The sequence below is a fragment of the Nonomuraea pusilla genome (assembly GCF_900109355.1).
Lineage (GTDB): Bacteria > Actinomycetota > Actinomycetes > Streptosporangiales > Streptosporangiaceae > Nonomuraea > Nonomuraea pusilla.
This window is the reverse complement of sequence record NZ_FOBF01000003.1, coordinates 159653-178317: the sequence shown is the minus strand read 5'-3', so window position 1 is coordinate 178317 and position 18665 is coordinate 159653. Positions and strand designations below refer to the sequence as shown.

The window sequence follows — 18665 nt, the reverse complement described above, 5'->3', positions numbered from 1 at the left end:
TACCATGGGGGACCATGAGCGAATTGCGCACCAAGGCGGAGCACACCGAGGCGATCCAGCGGGATCGCCGGGTGGCCGTGGTGGTCAACACTCGCTCGCGCCGCGGCAGGCGCCACTACTTCGAGGTGATCGAGCAGCTGCACGACCTGGGGTTCGAGCCGCTCGCGGAGATCTCGGTCTACAACCCCAAGCGGCTGCGCGAGCTGCTCGACACCGCCCTCGCCACCCGTCCCGACCTGCTCATCGTGGGCGGGGGCGACGGCACGCTCTCCTCGGCCGTGCGCCACGTCGCCCACCGCGACGTGGCGCTCGGCGTGCTGCCTCTCGGCACCACCAACAACTTCGCGCGCAGCCTCGGCCTGCCACTCGACCTGGCCGGGGCGATCAAGGTCTTCGCCACCGGGAAGGTGGCCGACATCGACCTCGGCCTGGCCGACGACCGGCCGTTCGCGAACCTGGCCAGCTTCGGCGTCTCCGTCGAGGTGGCGGGCAAGGTCAAGCCGTGGCTCAAGCGCCTGCTCGGCCGGCCCGCCTACCCGCTGACCGCGCTCACCGTCCTGCCGGGCCACCGCCCCTTCCGGGCGTACATCACGGTCGAGGGGCAGCGGCACGAGCTCCTCACCCACCAGCTCAACATCGCCAACGGCCGCTTCCACGGCGGCTGGCAGGTGGCCAGGGACATCAGCATCGACAACGGCATGCTGGTGGCCTACCAGCTCGGCTCCGGCAAGAAGCTGCGGCTGCTCGGCGAGACCCTGATCCGCGCCACCACCGGCCGCTGGCGCAGCCTCGCCGGGGGCCCGTTCGTGACGGGCAGGGAGATGCTGCTGGAGACCGACCCGCCGATGGCGGCCGACGTCGACGGCGAGGTGCGGCTGCGCACCCCCATCCGGCTGCGCGTCGTCCCCAACGGGGTGCGGGTGATGGTGCCTGCGGAGTTCGAGGACGTCAACTAGTCTTCCAGACATACCGGGCGGCGCGCTCCGGACGCCGTCCCTCCCGTGAACGACGTCAGGGAGTCCTATGTCCGAGCATGGAGACCTCCGGCAGCGACGGGCGGTGCTGGAGCACGAGTGGTCGCTCCGTGTGCCGCAGTCCAGGGTGCCGCAGTTCATGGCGGCCCGGCCCGCCGCGGGCGGCCCCGCGCTGCGTCCCGAGGTGGCCGAGTCGTGGCGGCGGTCCCTCGCCACCGTCGATCCCGCGCGCTCCAGCGCGCCCGCGGCCGAGGACGCCGGCCTCGCCCCGCGCTGGACCGGCTCGCCGCTGTACCGGCCCGTCATGGCCCTGGCCGACGAGCTTCGCGACGTCGCCGAGAACGCGGGCTTCGTGGCGGCCGTCACCGACGAGACCGGCACGATCATGTGGACGTGCGGCGGCCCCGTGATGCGGCGCCGCGCCGAACGGGTGAACTTCGCCCCGGGCGGCCGGTGGGGCGAACCGGCCATGGGCACCAACGCGCTGTCGCTCGCCCTGCTGACCGGCCGGCCGAGCACCGTCTTCTCCGCCGAGCACCTGGTCGCCGCGCTGCACGGCTGGGTGTGCTACTGCGCGCCGCTGCGCAGCAGGAACGGGAGGGTCCTCGGCGTCCTCGACCTGTCCACCACCTGGGACCGTTCGCACCCGCTGGCGATGTCCACGGTCCGCTCCCTCGCGTCGGCCATCGAGGCCAGGCTCGACCCGGCCCTCGACCGGCTGCCAGGGCTGCCCGGCGCCGCCGCCGGGCAGGTCCGGCTGACCTGCCTCGGCGGCCAGGACGCCGCCCGCGGCGACGTGCCGCTGCGGCTGCCGCCCCGCCAGCTGGAGATCCTCACGCTGCTCGCCCTCGAACCCGACGGCTTCACGCCCGAACGGCTGCGTGACGCGCTGTACGGCGACAGGCCCGTCAGCGCCTCCACGTTCAAGGCCGAGATCTCCCACCTGCGGCGGGCGCTCGGCGGCGGCGTCGCCAACCGCCGCTACGCCCTGACCGAGCCGGTCGCCTGCGACGCCGTCGAGGTGCTGCGGGCGCTGGGACGGGGCGACACCGAGACGGCCGTCAGCCGGTACCGCGGCCCGCTGCTGCCCAGGTCGGAGGCGCCCGGCGTGGTCGAGTGGCGCGAGCACATCGAGGTGGCGGTGCGGGAGGCCGTCCTGGCCGGAGCCGACCCCGAGCACGCCCTGCGCTACGGCGAGCGCAGCCCGTACGACGCCGAGGTGCACGAGCACGCGCTGCGGACGCTGCCGCCCGGCGACGTCCGCAGGGGCATCGCGCTGAGCCGGCTGAACCAGGCGCTGCGGAGCTAGCCCCACCGCACCGGCGCGGGCCGGAGCCGGTGCGGGCCCGCGCCAACCTTTCACCAACCTCGCCTTCGGATAGTGAGCCATGTCACGGCGACCACGACCGGCCGGCCGCCGTCGTACCCGCACACAGGCCCAGCGAGGAGCGTCCCCATGGTGTACGCGCAGCCAGGTACCGAAGGCAGCATCGTCAGCTTCGCCCCGCGTTACGACAACTTCATCGGCGGCGACTGGGTCGCCCCCGTCGAGGGACGGTACTTCGCCAACCCGTCGCCGGTGAACGGGCAGGACTTCTGCGAGGTCGCCCGCTCGTCCGCCGCCGACGTCGAGCTGGCGCTCGACGCGGCCCACGCCGCGGCCGGAGCGTGGGGCCGCACGTCCACCACCGAGCGCGCCAACATCCTCAACCGGATCGCCGACCGGATCGAGGAGAACCTCGAACGCCTCGCCGTCGCCGAGACCTGGGAGAACGGCAAGCCGGTACGTGAGACGCTGGCGGCCGACCTGCCGCTCGCCGTGGACCACTTCCGCTACTTCGCCGGCGCGATCCGCGCCCAGGAAGGCAGCATCGCCGAGATCGACGCCGACACCGTCGCCTACCACTTCCACGAGCCGCTCGGCGTGGTCGGCCAGATCATCCCGTGGAACTTCCCGATCCTCATGGCCACCTGGAAGCTCGCGCCGGCGCTGGCCGCCGGCAACTGCGTGGTCATCAAGCCCGCCGAGCAGACCCCGGTCAGCCTGCTGCTGGTGATCGAGCTGATCGCCGACCTGCTGCCGCCGGGCGTCGTGAACGTCGTCAACGGCTTCGGCGTCGAGGCGGGCAAGCCGCTCGCGTCCAGCAGGCGCGTCGCGAAGGTCGCCTTCACCGGCGAGACCACCACCGGCCGCCTGATCATGCAGTACGCCAGCGAGAACATCATCCCCGTCACGCTGGAGCTCGGCGGCAAGAGCCCCAACATCTTCCTGCCCGACGTGACGGCCGCCGACGACGACTTCCTCGACAAGGCCGTCGAGGGGTTCGTGATGTTCGCGCTGAACCAGGGCGAGGTGTGCACCTGCCCGTCCCGCGCGCTGATCCACTCCTCGATCTACGACGAGTTCATGGCCAGGTGCGTCGAGCGCACCCGCGCCATCGTCGGCGGCGACCCGCTCGACCCGGCCACGATGATCGGCGCGCAGGCGAGCAACGATCAGTTCGAGAAGATCCTTTCGTACATCGACATCGGCAAGCAGGAGGGCGCCGAGGTCCTGACCGGCGGCGGGCCCCGCACGGTCGAGGGCCTGGAGGGCGGCTACTACATCGAGCCGACCATCTTCCGCGGCACCAACGACATGCGGATCTTCCAGGAGGAGATCTTCGGCCCGGTCGTCTCCGTCACCACGTACGACTCGGTGGACGAGGCGCTGAAGATCGCCAACGACACGCTGTACGGCCTCGGGGCGGGCGTGTGGACCCGCGACGGCAACACCGCCTACCGCCTCGGCCGCGAGATCAAGGCCGGCCGGGTGTGGACGAACTGCTACCACGCCTACCCCGCCCACGCCGCGTTCGGCGGCTACAAGAACTCGGGCATCGGCCGCGAGAACCACAAGATGATGCTCGACCACTACCAGCAGACCAAGAACCTGCTGGTCAGCTACTCGCCGAAGCGCCTCGGGTTCTTCTGATGGACGTCCCGACCGGGCTCGTCGAGCTGACCCCGGCCGCCGGGGAACTCGTCCGGCGGCTCGCCGAGCGGCACGGGCCGCTGATGTTCCACCAGTCGGGCGGGTGCTGCGACGGCAGCGCGCCGATGTGCTACCCGCGCGGCGAGTTCCGGGTGGGAGGCTCGGACGTGCTGCTCGGCCTCGTCGATGGCGGCACGCCGTTCTGGATGAGCGCCGACCAGTACGAGTACTGGCGGCACACCCACCTCACGGTGGACGTCGTCGCGGGGCGCGGGAGCGGGTTCTCGCTGGAGGCGCCCGAGGGGGTGCGCTTCCTCGTCCGCTCCCGCCTGCTGACGGAGGAGGAACTGGACCGTCTCGCCGCGGCCCCGCCCCCGCCGACGGGCGACACGGCCGCGTACTGATCCCGGGACGCGGGCTCCCCTCGCGGGGGAGCCCCACGGGGCGTCACGGGGCGTCAGGGGGTGTCAGGAGGTGTCGCGGTCGGCGAGGTGGCGGAGGGACGCCAGGAAGCCGGTGGGGTCGCCGACCGGCGCGAAGAAGGCGGCGTCGGCCGCGTCCACGGCCGCGATGGCGCGCTGCGCCAGTTCGGCGCCCCTCTCGGTGGCCCGCAGCCGCCTGGCCCGGCTGTCGGCCGGGTCCACCTCGCGCCGCACCAGCCCCTTGTCCTCCAGCCTGCGCAGCACCTGCGACGTCATCTTCACGTCGGTGCCCGCGTACCTGGCCAGGCTGAGCTGGTTCGGGTCCTCGCCGTGCGTGTTGAGCCACCAGGTGGTCGCCAGCAGGACGAACTGGACGTGGGTGAGGTCCAGCGGGGCGAGCGCCGCCACCATGGCGCGCTGCCAGCGCAGCGTGACGTGCCACAGCAGGAACCCGGGGCTCTGCTCCGGGTCGGACGGCCCCATTCAGCCCTCCGCCCGGCGCGCCAGGGCGGCCACGACGTCGGGGAAGTCGCCGGTGATCCGGGGCCCCAGCTCGGGCCCGACCGCCCCGGCGGCCGGGCCGGTGATCTCGGTGCGGTACACCACCCGGGTGCCGCCGCCCGGGAGTGGCTCCAGCCGGTGCACGGTGGTCACGAGGAAGTCGCCGGCGTCCAGCTCGTCGGTGAACACCTCGCCGGGGACGACCTCCACGAGGCGCATGGTGATCGGCTCGTCGCCGGGAGGGGTCATGGCGAACGTCGTGCCGGCCTCGAACGGCCCGTCGATCCGGATGCGCTCGACGCCGTCGTTCCACTCGGGCCACGACTCGACGTCCGCCCAGACCCGCCAGACCGCTTCGGGGGCGGCGGTGGTCTCGGCGGCGTGCTGGTACTCCCACATGGCAGGCTCCTTCTGAACGAGGCATCTAGTCTGCGCGTAGATTATCTACGCGCAGACTAGATTCGCGCAACCGCTGGTTCAGCAGCGCCGCAGCGACTGCTCGGGATCGCCCTCGCGCCCGCCCTGGAGGTAGAGCTGGCTGACGTAGCCCCACCGGCCGTTGTCGGCCATGGCCGCCGCCCACCAGCGGCTGACCGCCCCCGGGATGCCCCGGTACGGGTCGCCGCGCATGCCGCACTCGTACCAGCCGTCGCCGGCGGGGTCGATCCAGCCGACCACCTTCGCGCCGGCGGGGCGGGTGCCGGAGTGGACCGGGATGCGCCCGGCCGGCGCCCAGTCGGGGCAGAGCTGCATGGTGACGGCGACGTCGCCGAGCTGCCGGTTGACGGGCGCGCCGCACGCGGACGGGGGCGGCGCGGGGGTGCGGGCGTGGGCGGGCGGCGCGAGCAGGGCGGCCACCGCGAGCGCCGCCGCGCCCGCCGCCGCCGGCCGCCATGAGGGGACGACCATGCCAGATCCTCTCGGTAGTCGGACGATCGCCCACTGTAGTGGGGCGAGGCCGGTGCGCGTCCCGCGAACGGCGGGTCAGGGGGTGTCGCGGAGGCGCCGGTAGGCCGCCGTGAGCGCGTCGGCGACCGCCGGGGGCGGCGGGAAGACGCGCGGCAGCAGGTCCGGCGCCGCCTCCGAAGCCCGGCGCTCCTGCCGGTGCGCGGTCGCGCCCGGCGCGTAGAAGTCGGCCAGCCGCTCGGCGAACGGCACGTCGTCCACCCGTAGCGGGTCGCGCTCCTCCGGCTCCTCCGCCAGCGCGCCGAGCAGCCGCGCCCGCGTGCGCCCGCGCCAGGCCAGCACGAGGAACGGATCGTCGTCGAACGACTCCGCCAGCAGGTACAGCACCGCCGACAGGTGCTTGCACGGCACGCCCCAGTCGGGGCACGAGCAGCGCATGTCGAGATCGCGCGGGAACAGGTCGGTCCCGAGCTCGGCGAACACGTCCTCGATCTCCGGCGGCATCTCGCCCGCCAGCAGCTTCGCCCGGTGGACGGCCTGCCGGGCGAGCGCGTCCTCGACCGCCGCCCACCGCTCCTCGCCGTACGCCTCGATGCGGATCGTCACCTCGTACGGCGCGGGCCGCGAGCCCTGGACGGCGGCCTCCACCAGCCCCGGCGACAGGTCGATCGACAGGACCTGCCCCTGGCGGGCGTACGCGCGGCCCCGCGAGAGCCTGCCCCGGTCGCAGACCCGTTCGAGCACGTCCACGAACCGCCTCGACCACCAGCTCGATCCGATGCTGCCGCGCTTCGACCTGGCCCGCAGGCCGCCCTCGACCCTGATCGGCCCCCTGTGCTCGAAAGCGGACCAGTCGGCGCCCACGTCACACCTCCCCGGTCAGGCGGAAGACCTCGCGCAGCTCCGCCGTGGACAGGTCGGTCAGCCACTCCTCGCCGGTGCCCACCACCCGCTCGGCCAGCGCCTTCTTACGCTCGATCATGGCGTCGACGCGTTCCTCCAGGGTGCCGGCGCAGATGAGCTTGCGCACCTGGACGTTCCTGCGCTGCCCGATGCGGAAGGCCCGGTCGGTGGCCTGGTCCTCGACGGCGGGGTTCCACCAGCGGTCCACGTGCACGACGTGGTTCGCCGCCGTCAGGTTCAGCCCGACGCCCGCCGCCTTGAGCGACAGCACGAACAGCATCGGCTCGGGATCGTCCTGGAAGCGCTGGACCAGGCGGTCGCGGGTCTTCTTGGGCAGGCCGCCGTGCAGCCACAGCACCGGCCGCTCCAGCCGCTGGGCGAGGTACGGCTGCAGCATCGAGCCGAACTCGGCGTACTGCGTGAACACCAGCGCCTTCTCGCCCTCGGCCAGGATCTCCTCGGCGAGCTGCTCCAGCCGGGTCAGCTTTCCCGACCTGCCGGCCAGCCGGGAGCCGTCCTTGAGCAGGTGGGCGGGGTGGTTGCAGACCTGCTTCAGCTTGGCCATGGCCGACAGCACCAGTCCGCGCCGCTCGATCCCCTCGCTGCTGTCGATCTTCGCGAGCATGTCGTCGACGACCGCCCGGTAGAGCGTGGCCTGCTCGGCGGTGAGCGGGCACCACTCCTTGACCTCCATCTTCTCCGGCAGGTCGGAGATCACGGACTTGTCCGTCTTGACGCGGCGGAGGATGAACGGTCCGGTCGCCCGCTTCAGCTCCCGCGCGGCCCGTTCGTCCTGGCGAGCCTCGATCGGCTCCTGGAAGCGGGTCCTGAACCGGGCGCGCGGGCCCAGCATCCCCGGGTTCGCGAACTCCATGATCGACCAGAGCTCGGCCAGGTGGTTCTCGACCGGCGTGCCGGTCAGGGCCAGCCGCGTGCCCGCCGGGATCGACCGCACCGCCCGCGACTGCAGCGTGCCGCTGTTCTTGATCGCCTGGGCCTCGTCGCAGACGACCCTGCGCCAGGCGAACCCGCGCAGCGTCTCCAGGTCGCGCTGCGCGGTGCCGTACGTCGTGATCACCAGTTCCGCGCCCGCGACGCGGGAGGCGTCGCGGCCCTGCCCGTGGTGCACGTACACGCGCAGGTCCGGCGCGAACCGCGCCGCCTCCCGCTGCCAGTTGCCCACCAGCGACATCGGGCACACCAGCAGGGTCGGCTCGGCCGCGCGCTCGTGCACCAGCAGCGCCAGCGTGGTCACCGTCTTGCCCAGGCCCATGTCGTCGGCCAGGACGCCACCGAGGCCCAGCTCCGACAGGAAGCTCAGCCAGGCCAGCCCGCGCTCCTGGTACGGGCGCAGCGTCGCGTCCAGCCCCTCAGGGGTCGCGATCGGGGCGAGCCGCCGCTCCGCCTGGCCCGACAGCAGGTCCCCGAGGACGCCGTCGGCGTCGACCTCCAGCAGCGGCAGCTCCTCGTCGCCGCCGCGCACCACCTCCTGCAGGATGCCGGCCGCGGACGCCTGCCCCGACCGCAGGCCCGCGACCGCCCTGAGCGCCGCCTTGAGCTGCCGCTCGTCCAGCTCCACCCACTGGCCGCGCACCCGTACCAGCGGCACCTTCAGCCGGGCGAGCTCGGCCAGCTCCGCCTCGCTGATCACCGCGTCGCCGACGGCCAGGTCCACCCGGAAGTCCACCAGCTCCCGCAGGCCGAACCCCTGGCCGGTCGCGGCCCCCTGCCGCGACGCCGTGCGCGTCGTCAGCTTCAGGCCCAGCCGGGTGCGTCCGGCCCAGCGGGGGAGCTGCACCCCGAACCCGGCCGCCTGGAGCAGCGGCGCGGCCGTGCGCAGGAAGCCGTACGCGCCGGGCGTGTCGAGCGTCAGGCCGGTGGGGTGCGGCACCCGCAGAGCGCGCTCCAGCTCCGGGTAGAGGCGGGCGGCGCGGCCCAGCCCGGCCAGCAGGTCCCGCTCGGGACGCCGGGGCAGGCCGGGAACCGGCTCGCCGGTCCAGACGCGTTCGGCGGGGACGTACAGGCTGGGGTCGTCCGCGGCCCGCAGCGCCACCTCCACCCGCCACCCGCCCTCGTCCCGCTGGGGGACGTCTTCGGGGAAGGGAACAGGCTCGGGGGCGGGCTCGACGAGGCGGAAGCAGACGCGGGCCGCGCTCTCGGCGGAGAGCACCGTCCGGCGCCAGGACTCCAGCTCCTCCCGCAGCCTGGGAACGTCGGCACACGACGGATCGGCGCCGGTCAACGCCGCCAGCCAGCGTCCCTCCGGCGTCCACGCGGCCTCGCGGGCGCGTGGCTCCTCCATCAGGGGGCGCCCGGCGAGCGCCCGGCGGACGAGCGCGTCGGCGAAGGCGTCCAGCGCCTCCAGCAGGACGTCCGAGGCGGGACGCTCGGCCTGGTACGCGCGGCACGCGGGCGGCATGGCGAGCGCGAGCTCGCGGAAGTACGCGGCGTCACCCCCGGTGACGACGGCCCGCCACACCGCCGCCCACCGCCGCCCGGCTCCGGAGGCGTCCGGAGGATCGCCGGGCATGCCGGGGCGGTCGCCGGGGCCGGCCGGGTGCTCGAACGGGACGAGCTGGGGGATCACTCGGCCGCGCCGCACCAGGCCGTCCGCGAACTCGGCGACCGCGCCCCAGTGCCGCAGCGTCGCCGTGACCGCCCGATACGTCCCGGCACGCCCGGCGGCGCCAGTGCCGTGGGAGTCCCGGCCGGACCCTGAGGAGCCGCCCGCGCCCGTCTCGCGGTGCTGGGGAGCCTCCGAGGGAGTGAGCGCGGCCAGGAGGCGCAGGGTCTCCGAGGCGGACGGCACGACGGCGGGCACCTGCCACCGGCGCAGCCGCGGGCGCGCCACGCCGGGCAGGAGCCCGGTCTCGGGGGAGGGCAGCGGCTCGCGCGCCGAGCCGGGCAGCAGCAGCTCCAAGGTCCGCCCCACGGCCTGTCCGGTGGGACGGTGGAAGCCGAGGACGGCCCCCTGCCGGGCTTCCGGCGGAACCGGCGGCGCGGCCGCCCCGAAGCCCGGCGCGGCGGTCACGTCCGGCGCGGAGGCGGCGTCGATGCGCAGTTCGGCGGCCACTCGCGTGGCGGACGCGGCGAACGGGTGGGGCGCCGGCTGCTCGCCGTGCCGCCGCGCTCCGGGCAGCGACCCCTGATCGGCCGGGGTCTCCGCCCAGAAGGCCAGACCCTCGTCCGTCCAGACGCCGTGTACCAGCACGGACGCAGGTTACCTCCCACCCGGCCGACCTGCGCGGTTCCGCGCTCCTCCGACCGGTCTGGGGCGTACGGGATGCGTGATGTCCGTCACATCGGTCAATGCTGGAAAAGTATCATCGAAGTATGGAACGTCCAGGATCGTGGTGTGAGCGGCCCAAGCCCCAGACTCCTCCCTGCGAGCAGCCCTCTCCGTTCAGCGAGCCCCGGCGCCCGGACGCCTGGTGCGGCACCGAGCCGTCGGCCCTTCTGACCGTCCTCGACCTTCTCCTGCGCGGCGCCCGGAGGCAGGGCAGGCGATAGGAGCAGGTGATAGGACCGGCGGCCTGGGTAGGCGCCATCCTCGACGGAGGAGGCGACGTCATGACTGAAACCCACAAGCTGGTCAACGATCTCTCCGAGCAGGTGACCAGGCTCGTCAAGGACGAGCTGCGCCTGGCCAGGTACGAGCTGGCGGAGAAGGGCAGGCGCGGGGCGTTCGGCGCGGGCCTGTTCGGCGCGGCGGGGCTGCTGGCCTTCTACGGCGGCGCCGCGGTCGTCGCCACCGTCGTGCTGGCCCTCGCCCTCGTCCTGCCCGCGTGGGCGGCCGCCCTGATCGTCGCCGGGCTGCTGTTCGTCGTGGCCGCGGTCGTGGGCCTCGTCGGCAAGAGCCAGGTGAAGCAGGCCACGCCGCCGGTCCCCCACGAGACCATCGCGAGCGTCAAGGCCGACATCGACACGGTCAAGGAGAGCATGGTCAAGGAGAGGGTGCGGCGATGAGCGAGACCAATCCCGGATACAGCGACCAGCATGCCGGCGACGTCGGCGCCCGCAGGGCGACCGTCGGCATGCCCACCGAGCACGAATCGATCAACGTGCCGCCGACCCGTCCGGGCGCGGCCGAGAACGCCCGCCAGGCCGAGGCCGCGCGGGAAGGGCACGAAACCTTCATTCCCGAGTCCCCCGTGAGGGACGACCGGGTCGAGGCCATCCACAGCCGGTGGCCCGAGGAGGAGTCACTGGGCGCGGAGCCCAGCAGCGGGGTCGCCCACGACCGCGGGCCGCGCGGCGAGCCGCTCCACGGGGAGAGAGCCCGCGGCGAGAGGGGCGGCGGCGAGCGAGCCCGCTACGGCGCCGGGTACGAGGAGGACGACGTGCGCAGGGACATCGAACGGACCCGCAGGGAACTCGGCGACACCGTCGGCCAGCTCGCCCACAAGGCGGACGTCAAGGCCAGGGCGGGGGAGGCGGCCTCCCACATGAGGGAACGCGCGGGGAACGTGGCCGTGGCGGCCAGGGAACGCGCGGGCGGCGCGGCCGTCGCCGCCAAGGAGCGGGCGGCCGGTGTGGCCGAGCGGGTCCGCCACGCCGCTCCTGAGCAGGTCAGGGGGAGGAAGAAGCGGCCGCTGCTGCTCCTCGCGGCGGCCGGGGCCGCCGCCGCCCTCGCGGTGCAGCGGGCGCGTACACGCGGCACGACCAAGGGGTACGCGATGCGGTCCGGCATGCGCGGCGTCATGCCCGCGGGCCTGCTCATGGGGCGCGGGCCGGTGCGGCGGGGCGTCTTCGGCAGGCGGGGCCTCATGGGCGCCCGCATGACGCGCGGACGCGGGCTCAGCGGGTTCATGGGTACGGGCCTGCTGGGCGGCGGCCTGATGCGCAGGCGGGGACTGCTGCGCTCCGCCACGCTGCGTCCCGGCCCGCTGCGTCCCGCCCCGTGGGGCTCCCGCCTGATGCGGGGCGGCATGACCCGACGAGGGATGCTGCGCGGCGGGATGACGCGCGGAGGGATGTTGCGCGGAGGGATGTTGCGCGGTGGGATGCTGCCCGCGGGCATGAGGCGGTCCCGGCTGATGCCGTCCGGCATCCGCGCGGGCATCTTCGGCAGGCGCGGCATCATGGGCATCGGCACGAGGCGCGGACGCGGGCTCATGGGCACGGGCCTGCTGGGCGGTGGCATGATGCGCCGCTCCGGCCTGCGCCGCCGCCTGACCGGCGCCCTGCCCGTGGGCGGCCCGTCCACGGTCGGCCTCGGACGGCGCGGCGCCATGACGGTGCCGCGCGACCTGGTCAGGAGGTACGCGCCGGGCCAGAAGCACGGCCTGCGCCGCGGACTGCTGGGGAGGTGACGCGCGTGCGCCCGGACGACCGGCCGGACGCGCCCACCTCATCCACCGCGCCCGGCCGCCCCGCCGCTGAGCGGGACGGCCGGGCGCGGCGCGCGTCCCCCAGGCCCGAGGCACAGCAGGAGCAGGGCCCGCAGGACCCGCATGGCCCGCAGGACCCGCAGGACCCGCACAGCCCGCACGGGCATGGCGGGCGGGCGCCCGAGGGGCCGGGGGAGTTGCCTCGGCGGGCCTGGTGGAGCGTGCTCAGGCGTACGGTCATCGAGTTCAAGGACGACCGTGTCCCCGACCTGGCGGCGGCGCTCACGTACTACGGCGTGCTGTCCATCTTCCCCGCGCTGATCGTGCTGGTGTCGGTGTTCGGACTGCTCGGCAGGAACGACACGGCCGCGGTCGTCGGCAACCTCGTGGTGCTGGCGCCGTCCGAGGTGCGCGCGCTGATCGTGCAGGGCGTCACGGCGGTCAGCGGCAGCGGCAGGGCGGGCCTGTTCGCGGTGGTCGGCCTGCTGGTGGCGCTCTGGTCGGCGTCCGGCTACCTGGCGGCGTTCATCAGGGCGGTCAACGCCATCTACGACATCGAGGAGGGCCGCCCGTTCTGGAAGCTGACGCCGCTCAGACTGGGCCTGACCGTCCTCGCGACGGTGCTGCTGGCGGCCGGCGCGATCGCGGTGACCCTCACGGGCGACCTGGCGAGGCTCGCGGGCGACGCGCTCGGGGTCGGCGACGCCGCCGTCACCGCCTGGGACATCGCCAAGTGGCCGGTGCTGGCGCTCGTCGCGGCGGGCCTCATCATGGTGCTGTACTGGGCCGCCCCGAACGTCCGCCAGCCCGGCGTGCGCTGGCTCACCCCCGGCGGCGTCGTCGCCGTGCTCCTGTGGGTGATCGTCTCCGGCGGTTTCGCCCTGTACGTCACGCACTTCGCCTCGTACGACAAGACGTACGGGACGCTGGCGGCCGTGGTGGTGTTCCTCGTGTGGCTGTGGCTGTCGAACATGGCGTTGCTGCTCGGCGCCGAGGTGGACGCCGAGCTGATGAGGGAGCGCGGGATCGTCCAGGGCGCGCCGGCCGGGCGTGAGCCGTACGCCGTGCCGCGCGACCCGCCGAAGGCCGATAACCTGCCGGAATGAAGCGTCGTACGGCGGTGGCCGCCGCCCTGCTCGCGTCCGCGCTGACCGGGTGCGGGGCGGGCTCGGCCGTGAACGATCTCGGCACGGTGGCCAAGGGCGCCAAGGGCTCCACCGTGCGGGTGGAGGTGCGGCAGGGCGATCGGTTCTCGCTGGCCGTGGCCGAGAACGCCTCCGTGGGCGACCACTGGAGCCTGGAGGCGGTGCCCGACGCGAAGGTGGCGTCGTACATCAGCAAGGAGTACCGGAGCGACGGCGGCGGCACGGGCTCGGGCGGCACCAGCTACTTCGTGTTCAACGCCAAGCACGCGGGGACGGCCGAGATCAGGCTGCGCGACTGCTGGCGCTGCGGCGGCGCCGCCACCCCGGCGACGGAGGAGAGCAGGCGGGAGTCGGGCGAGGCGCTGTTCCAGGTCACGGTGAAGTGAGCACGGCTCCACCAGGTCGGAGGGGTGCGGTGAGCACGGCGCGGCAGAGCACGTCCGTGGTGACGGGCACGACCAGCCCGGGGTCCGCGCCCGCGGCGATCTGACGCTGGCCCTCGCCCAGGATGCTCCAGCCGAGGTGCGCCACCAGGCCAGGGTGCTCGTGCCCCGCCTCGGCCAGGATGCCGCGCAACGGCTCGATCATCGCGGCGTGCATCTCGTCGATGCGGCCCCGGCAGGCGGGCGGCAGCTCGACCGCGACCAGCGCCCTCAGCAGCGCGTAGTCGCGGCTCGTCACGAACGACAGCGTCACCGCCGCGTACGCGCGCACCCGGGCCTCCAGGTCGCCCCCGCCCCCGGCGGCGGCCTCCAGGCGGGCCGTCCAGCGCGGCATGGAGTCCTCGGTGAGCTGGGCGAGGATGTCGGCGGTGGAGGAGAAGTAGCGGTACACGCTCGACCGCGCCAGCCCCACCCTCGCCCCGACGGCGGCCGGGGTCAGCCCGGCAGGGCCCTCGGCCACCAGGATCTCCATGGCGGCCTCCAGCAGGGCGGCGTGCTGGCTCGCCCGATGGTCGGCCACCGTCGCCGCGCTGATCCTCGGCACCGGACTCACTCCTCCTCGCGTCGCCTACCACCAGTATCGGGGAGCAGCAGTGTCGCGCCGACGCCCGCGAGCAGGACGAGGCCCGTCACGACCGTCACCCGCCTGGTGGCGTCGGCCGAGGCGGCGACGGCGGCGGCGTGCGCGGCCGGGTCCCTGATGCCGGGGATGGCCGCGCCGGCGCTCTCGCGCACCGCCCGGCCGAGTGCCGGGTCGCCGGGCAGGCGGTCGGCCATCGCCGTGTCGAGGCCGGTGACGAGCACCGCGCCGAGCACCGCGATGCCGACGGCGGCGCCGAGCTGCCGGACCGCGCTCTGCAGCCCGGACGCCAGGCCCGACTGGCGCGGCGGCACCCCGGCCAGCATCACGTTGGGGAGCTGGGCGGAGGCGAACCCGACCCCGACGCCGTACAGGACGAGCCAGGGCACCAGCGTCCACGGGCCCATCGAGGGGGAGACGGCCAGCCCGACGGCGACGGCGCCCGCGGCCTCCAGGGCCAGCCCGATCCTGACGATGACCCGCGGGGCCAGCCCGAGCCTGGGCACCAGGCCGCCGGCCAGGAACGTCCCGCCCGCCAGCGAGGCGATGACGAGGCCCGCCTCGAAGGCCGTGTAGCCCATGGCCGACTGCAGGAACAGCGGCAGCACGAGGATCAGCCCGAACTCGCCGACCGTCACGATCATCGCGGCGGCGCCGCCGTAGCGGAAGGAGGGGATGGAGAACAGCGACAGGTCGAGGATGACGGGCCGGCCGGCGCGGGACCTGGCCCGCTCGACCAGGACGAGTGCCACGAGCGCCGCCACCGCGAGCGCGAAGGCGAACGGGATGGGCGACACGCCGTCCAGCGGCCAGGCCACGCCGAGCAGGCGCGCCTCGCCCGTGGGCGTGAACCAGCCGTACGTCTGGCCCTCGATCAGGCCGAACACCAGGGCGGTCGTGCCGACGACCGACAGCAGCACGCCGGGGACGTCGGAGCCGCCCGCCGCCGGGTCCTTCGACTCGGGGACCTTGAGGGTGCCGAGCAGGACCAGCAGGCCGATGGGGAGGTTCACCCAGAACGCCCACCGCCACCCGAAGTCGGTCACGACCCAGCCGCCGAGCAGCGGCCCGAGCGCGGCCATGCCGCCGATGACGGAGCCCCAGACGGCGAAGGCGATCGTGCGGCGTGAGCCGGTGTAGAGCGAGTTGATGACGGCGAGCGTCATCGGCACCACCATCGACGCGCCGACGCCCTGCGCCACCCGGGCGGCGACCAGCAGCGCACCGCTGCCCGCCGAGGCGGCCAGGATGCTGGCGGCGAGGAACACCACCAGGCCGGTGGCGAACATCCTGCGCCTGCCGTGGACGTCGCCGGTGCGGCCGAGGGGGATGAGGAGGGCGGCGAACGACAGCGAGTAGATCGAGTTGACCCATTCGACGTCCGTGGCGGACAGCCGCAGGTCGGCCATGATCGCGGGCACGGCCACGTTCACGATCGTCGCGTCGATGATGATCATCGACATGCCGACCCCGAGCACGATCAGGGGGAGCCAGCTCTGCTGGGTCCGCTCATTTAGCGACACCATGTCACTAAAGATAGCAACACTGTGTCGTCAAAGCACCGGTAGGGGCGTCTCCTGGGAGGCCGGTGGTTCGGTGGGTAGGGTCGGGCGGTGGGTACTGATCTGTTCTGCGAGATCGTGGCGGGGGAGCGGCAGGCGCACCTGGTGCGGTCCGACGAGGTGGCCGTCGCGTTCCTCGACACCAGGCCCGTCTTCAAGGGGCACGTCCTGGTGGTGCCCCGCCTCCACGTCGAGACGCTCGCCGACCTCGGCGACGTCGGGCCGTTCTTCTCGCGCGTCCAGGCCGTCGCCAGGGCGGTGGAGGAGGGGCTGGAGGCCGGGGGCACGTTCGTGGCCGTGAACAACCGGATCAGCCAGAGCGTCCCGCATCTGCACGTCCACGTGGTGCCGCGGCACCGCAAGGACGGCCTGCGCGGCTTCTTCTGGCCCCGCACCCGGTACGACTCCGCCGAGGAGGCCGCCGCGTACGCCGCCAGGATCGCCGCGGCGCTGCCCGGGGACGGCTGACCCCGGGCGTCCCGGCCGCAGGGGCACGGCCCCGGAGGAGGCAGTAGGCTCCGGCAGCGTGGAGTACGTGGTCGGAGCGGCCGTGGTCGCCGTGCTCGTGAGCGTTCCGGCGATCGTGCTGTGGCGGGTCATGCGGGGCCGCCGCGAGCTGGGCACCAGCCCGGCCGAGCGGGCCACGTTCGAGACCCTGCACACCGCGTCGCTGGCCGGGCCGCCGCTGCGGGCCGGGCTCACCGCCGACGGCGCCGAGCGCGCCTCGCGGCACCTGCGCGAGCTGCTCGGCTCGTCCGCGCTGGCCATCACCGACCGCGAACGCCTCCTCGTGTACGACGGCGCCGGAGACCACCACGCGGGCCAGGCGTTCGGGCACGCCGCTGCCACCCTGGAGGACGGCCGCACCCAGGTGCTGACCATCGACTGCGACCTGCTGGAATGCCCCATCAGGCAGGGCGTCGTCGTGCCGCTCACCACCGACGAGCGGGTGGTGGGGGCGCTGGCCGCGTACGGGCCGAACGCCTCGGCGGGGCTGGTGCGGGCCGCGCAGGAGGTGGCCGGGTGGGTCGACTCGCAGCTCGAACTGGCCGAGCTGGACCGCTCGCGCACCCGGCTGATGGAGGCGGAGGTGCGGGCGCTGCGCGCGCAGATCTCGCCGCACTTCATCTACAACTCGCTCACCACCATCGCCTCGTTCGTCCGCACCGACCCGGAGCGGGCCAGGGAGCTGCTGCTGGAGTTCGCCGACTTCACGCGGTACTCCTTCCGCAGGCACGGCGAGTACACGACGCTGGCCGAGGAGCTGCGCTCGATCGACCGCTACCTGACGCTCGAACGGGCCAGGTTCGGCGACCAGCTCCAGGTGACGCTGCGCATCGCGCCCGAGGTGCTGCCCGTGGCGGTGCCGTTCCTGTGCCTGCAGCCGCTGGTGGAGAACGCCGTCAGGCACGGCCTGGAGAGCAGGAACGGCGTGGGCCGCATCGCCATCGTCGCCGAGGACGCCGGGGCCGAGTGCCGCATCAGCGTCGAGGACGACGGGCTCGGCATGGACCCCGACCGGCTGCGCCGCATCCTCGCCGGGGAGATCTCCTCCAGCAGCGGCGTGGGCCTGGCCAACGTGGACGAACGCCTGCGCCAGGTCTACGGCGACGAGTACGGTCTGGTGGTGGAGACGGGGCAGGGAGCGGGCACGAAGGTCAACGTCAGATTGCCGAAGTATCACCCGGGTGTGTCCACCCGTTGACCTCGGTCTTCGATGTCGGTTTCATCACTGTCTATGGCACACCTTCGGGTCCTCGCGGTGGACGACGAGCTTCCCGCGCTGGAAGATCTCTCGTACCTGCTGCGCGCCGACCCCCGCATCGGCGAGGTGGCCACGGCCAGGGACGGCGCCGCGGCGCTGCGGCTGCTGGACCGCGCGATCGCCGACGGGCGCCCCATCGACGCCGTCTTCCTCGACATCAGGATGCGCGGCCTCGACGGCGTCGTGCTCGGGCGGCTGCTGTCGCAGTTCGCCAACCCGCCGCGCGTCGTGTTCGTCACCGCGTACGAGGAGCACGCGGTGGACGCGTTCGAGATCAAGGCCGAGGACTACCTGCTCAAGCCGGTGCGCCCCGAGCGGCTGGCCGAGGCGATCAGGCGGGTGGCGGTGTCGGCCGAGGTGCCCCTGGACGCAGGCGAGAGCGGCACGATCCCGGTGGAGCTGGGGGGTGTGACCCGGTTCGTCTCCAGCGCCGACGTGATGTACGTCGAGGCGCAGGGCGACTACGCCCGCCTGCACACCGCCACGGGCAGCCACCTGGTGCGCATCCCGCTCGCCACGCTGGAGGAGCGGTGGGCGTCCGCCGGGTTCGTCCGGGTGCACCGCAGCCACCTGGTCGCGGTCAGGCACATCGAGGAGCTGCACATCGACTCGGGCAGGTGCAGCGTGCGGGTGGGCGACACGGAGATCCCGGTCAGCCGCCGCCACACCAGGGAGCTGCGCGACCTGCTCGTCCGGAGGGCCAGAAAGGGCAGACCCGAGTGACCGAGACCCCCCACCACCCGCCCACCCCGGACCCCACCACCCCGGACCCCACCACCCCGGCGCCCGCCGCCCCGGGCCCCACCACCCCGGGCCCCACCACCCCGGGCCCCACCACCCCGGGTCCCGCCACCCCGGACCCCACCGCCCCGGCGCCCGCCGTGCCGGATCCCGCTCTTCCGGGCCCTCCCGCGCCGGATTCCGTCCTCCTGGAGCCCCCCGCGCCCGGTTCCGGTCTCCCGGCCCTTCCCGCGGCGGATCCGGCCCTTCCGGTCCCTCCCGTGCCGGATCCCGGCCTTCCGGAGCGCCCTGTGCCCGGTTCCGGCCTTCCGGAGTCCCCTGCGCCGGTGCGGCGGAGGGGAGAGGGGGCGCGGCGGTCGTCGGAGGCGTCGCGGAGTGCCGGGGAGACGGTGCGGCGTAGGTCCGAGTCTGGCCGGGCC

Annotated in this window: 18 protein-coding genes; 11 read left to right on the top strand and 7 right to left on the bottom strand. The window is 74.0% G+C overall.

Features of this window, described 5'->3' with window-relative positions; all coding sequences use genetic code 11:
- Nucleotides 1-14: 14 nt before the first annotated feature.
- The 4 genes from BMX74_RS06840 (at nucleotide 15) to BMX74_RS06825 (ending at nucleotide 4352) form a co-directional block, all read left to right on the top strand.
- On the top strand, nucleotides 15-956 hold the full coding sequence (locus BMX74_RS06840; protein WP_055505733.1) for a diacylglycerol/lipid kinase family protein: 942 nt from the start codon (nucleotides 15-17) through the stop codon (nucleotides 954-956).
- A 67-nt stretch (nucleotides 957-1023) separates the two neighbouring features.
- A complete protein-coding gene (locus BMX74_RS06835; RefSeq protein ID WP_091099084.1) occupies nucleotides 1024-2283 on the top strand; it encodes an AfsR/SARP family transcriptional regulator in 1260 nt (419 codons plus the stop codon).
- A gap of 147 nt (nucleotides 2284-2430) precedes the next feature.
- The gene (gene adh, locus BMX74_RS06830) at nucleotides 2431-3948 is read left to right on the top strand and encodes an aldehyde dehydrogenase (RefSeq protein WP_055505731.1); all 1518 of its coding nucleotides are present in this window, start codon (nucleotides 2431-2433) and stop codon (nucleotides 3946-3948) included.
- Entirely contained in the window at nucleotides 3948-4352 is a 405-nt protein-coding gene (locus BMX74_RS06825; protein ID WP_055505730.1) for a DUF779 domain-containing protein, read from the top strand. Before adh ends, BMX74_RS06825 begins: the two co-directional genes overlap by 1 nt.
- Nucleotides 4353-4415: 63 nt before the next feature.
- On the opposite strand, the gene BMX74_RS06820 is transcribed toward BMX74_RS06825, so the two are convergent.
- The 5 genes from BMX74_RS06820 to BMX74_RS06800 all read right to left on the bottom strand — a co-directional run bounded on the left by BMX74_RS06820 (nucleotide 4416) and on the right by BMX74_RS06800 (nucleotide 9891).
- The gene (locus tag BMX74_RS06820) at nucleotides 4416-4853 is read right to left on the bottom strand and encodes a MarR family winged helix-turn-helix transcriptional regulator (protein ID WP_091099082.1); all 438 of its coding nucleotides are present in this window, start codon (nucleotides 4851-4853) and stop codon (nucleotides 4416-4418) included.
- Complete coding sequence (locus tag BMX74_RS06815; RefSeq protein WP_091099080.1) at nucleotides 4854-5270, bottom strand: SRPBCC family protein; 417 nt, start codon at nucleotides 5268-5270, stop codon at nucleotides 4854-4856.
- Between the two features lie 78 nt (nucleotides 5271-5348).
- Nucleotides 5349-5780, bottom strand: a complete 432-nt coding sequence (locus tag BMX74_RS06810) for a hypothetical protein (protein ID WP_091099078.1) — start codon at nucleotides 5778-5780, stop codon at nucleotides 5349-5351.
- A 75-nt stretch (nucleotides 5781-5855) separates the two neighbouring features.
- A complete protein-coding gene (locus BMX74_RS06805; RefSeq protein ID WP_091099075.1) occupies nucleotides 5856-6641 on the bottom strand; it encodes an SWIM zinc finger family protein in 786 nt (261 codons plus the stop codon).
- 1 nt (nucleotide 6642) lies between these two features.
- Entirely contained in the window at nucleotides 6643-9891 is a 3249-nt protein-coding gene (locus tag BMX74_RS06800; RefSeq protein ID WP_055505725.1) for a DEAD/DEAH box helicase, read from the bottom strand.
- 359 nt (nucleotides 9892-10250) lie between these two features.
- Between BMX74_RS06800 and BMX74_RS06795 the strand changes: the two genes are divergently transcribed.
- The 4 genes from BMX74_RS06795 to BMX74_RS06780 are packed head-to-tail and all read left to right on the top strand — an operon-like array spanning nucleotide 10251 to nucleotide 13541.
- On the top strand, nucleotides 10251-10646 hold the full coding sequence (locus tag BMX74_RS06795; protein ID WP_055505724.1) for a phage holin family protein: 396 nt from the start codon (nucleotides 10251-10253) through the stop codon (nucleotides 10644-10646).
- Nucleotides 10643-11992, top strand: a complete 1350-nt coding sequence (locus BMX74_RS06790) for a DUF3618 domain-containing protein (protein ID WP_055505723.1) — start codon at nucleotides 10643-10645, stop codon at nucleotides 11990-11992. Before BMX74_RS06795 ends, BMX74_RS06790 begins: the two co-directional genes overlap by 4 nt.
- Nucleotides 11993-11997: 5 nt before the next feature.
- Nucleotides 11998-13116, top strand: coding sequence for a YihY/virulence factor BrkB family protein (locus tag BMX74_RS06785; RefSeq protein ID WP_082535349.1), 1119 nt, complete (start codon nucleotides 11998-12000; stop codon nucleotides 13114-13116).
- Nucleotides 13113-13541: a protease inhibitor I42 family protein gene (locus BMX74_RS06780; RefSeq protein WP_055505721.1), complete on the top strand. Its 429-nt coding sequence runs from the start codon at nucleotides 13113-13115 to the stop codon at nucleotides 13539-13541. The genes BMX74_RS06785 and BMX74_RS06780 overlap by 4 nt, the downstream gene beginning before the upstream one ends.
- Here the strand turns inward: BMX74_RS06780 and BMX74_RS06775 are convergent.
- Nucleotides 13528-14142 carry a TetR/AcrR family transcriptional regulator gene (locus BMX74_RS06775; protein WP_055505720.1) on the bottom strand — a complete coding sequence of 205 codons (615 nt, stop codon included), beginning with the start codon at nucleotides 14140-14142 and terminating at the stop codon, nucleotides 13528-13530. The two genes, BMX74_RS06780 and BMX74_RS06775, sit on opposite strands and share 14 nt — an antisense overlap.
- Before the next feature lie 5 nt (nucleotides 14143-14147).
- Nucleotides 14148-15704, bottom strand: a complete 1557-nt coding sequence (locus tag BMX74_RS06770) for an MFS transporter (protein WP_256256808.1) — start codon at nucleotides 15702-15704, stop codon at nucleotides 14148-14150.
- An 87-nt stretch (nucleotides 15705-15791) separates the two neighbouring features.
- On the opposite strand from BMX74_RS06770, the gene BMX74_RS06765 reads away from it, so the two are divergent.
- Genes BMX74_RS06765 through BMX74_RS06755 form a run of 3 tightly spaced genes read left to right on the top strand, consistent with a single transcriptional unit; the run spans nucleotide 15792 to nucleotide 18228 of the window.
- On the top strand, nucleotides 15792-16208 hold the full coding sequence (locus tag BMX74_RS06765; RefSeq protein ID WP_082535280.1) for an HIT family protein: 417 nt from the start codon (nucleotides 15792-15794) through the stop codon (nucleotides 16206-16208).
- 58 nt (nucleotides 16209-16266) lie between these two features.
- Nucleotides 16267-17445 carry a sensor histidine kinase gene (locus tag BMX74_RS06760; protein ID WP_055505718.1) on the top strand — a complete coding sequence of 393 codons (1179 nt, stop codon included), beginning with the start codon at nucleotides 16267-16269 and terminating at the stop codon, nucleotides 17443-17445.
- Nucleotides 17446-17478: 33 nt separating this feature from the next.
- Nucleotides 17479-18228, top strand: coding sequence for a LytR/AlgR family response regulator transcription factor (locus BMX74_RS06755; RefSeq protein ID WP_055505717.1), 750 nt, complete (start codon nucleotides 17479-17481; stop codon nucleotides 18226-18228).
- Nucleotides 18229-18665: the final 437 nt, after the last annotated feature.

Coding starts and splice junctions, on each gene's coding strand:
- BMX74_RS06790 (WP_055505723.1), top strand. CDS start 10,643: ATGAGCGAGACCAATCCCGGATACAGCGACCAGCATGCCGGCGACGTC.
- BMX74_RS06835 (WP_091099084.1), top strand. CDS start 1,024: ATGTCCGAGCATGGAGACCTCCGGCAGCGACGGGCGGTGCTGGAGCAC.
- BMX74_RS06825 (WP_055505730.1), top strand. CDS start 3,948: ATGGACGTCCCGACCGGGCTCGTCGAGCTGACCCCGGCCGCCGGGGAA.
- adh (WP_055505731.1), top strand. CDS start 2,431: ATGGTGTACGCGCAGCCAGGTACCGAAGGCAGCATCGTCAGCTTCGCC.
- BMX74_RS06840 (WP_055505733.1), top strand. CDS start 15: ATGAGCGAATTGCGCACCAAGGCGGAGCACACCGAGGCGATCCAGCGG.
- BMX74_RS06780 (WP_055505721.1), top strand. CDS start 13,113: ATGAAGCGTCGTACGGCGGTGGCCGCCGCCCTGCTCGCGTCCGCGCTG.
- BMX74_RS06755 (WP_055505717.1), top strand. CDS start 17,479: ATGGCACACCTTCGGGTCCTCGCGGTGGACGACGAGCTTCCCGCGCTG.
- BMX74_RS06820 (WP_091099082.1), bottom strand. CDS start 4,853: ATGGGGCCGTCCGACCCGGAGCAGAGCCCCGGGTTCCTGCTGTGGCAC.
- BMX74_RS06795 (WP_055505724.1), top strand. CDS start 10,251: ATGACTGAAACCCACAAGCTGGTCAACGATCTCTCCGAGCAGGTGACC.
- BMX74_RS06815 (WP_091099080.1), bottom strand. CDS start 5,270: ATGTGGGAGTACCAGCACGCCGCCGAGACCACCGCCGCCCCCGAAGCG.
- BMX74_RS06810 (WP_091099078.1), bottom strand. CDS start 5,780: ATGGTCGTCCCCTCATGGCGGCCGGCGGCGGCGGGCGCGGCGGCGCTC.
- BMX74_RS06770 (WP_256256808.1), bottom strand. CDS start 15,704: ATGGTGTCGCTAAATGAGCGGACCCAGCAGAGCTGGCTCCCCCTGATC.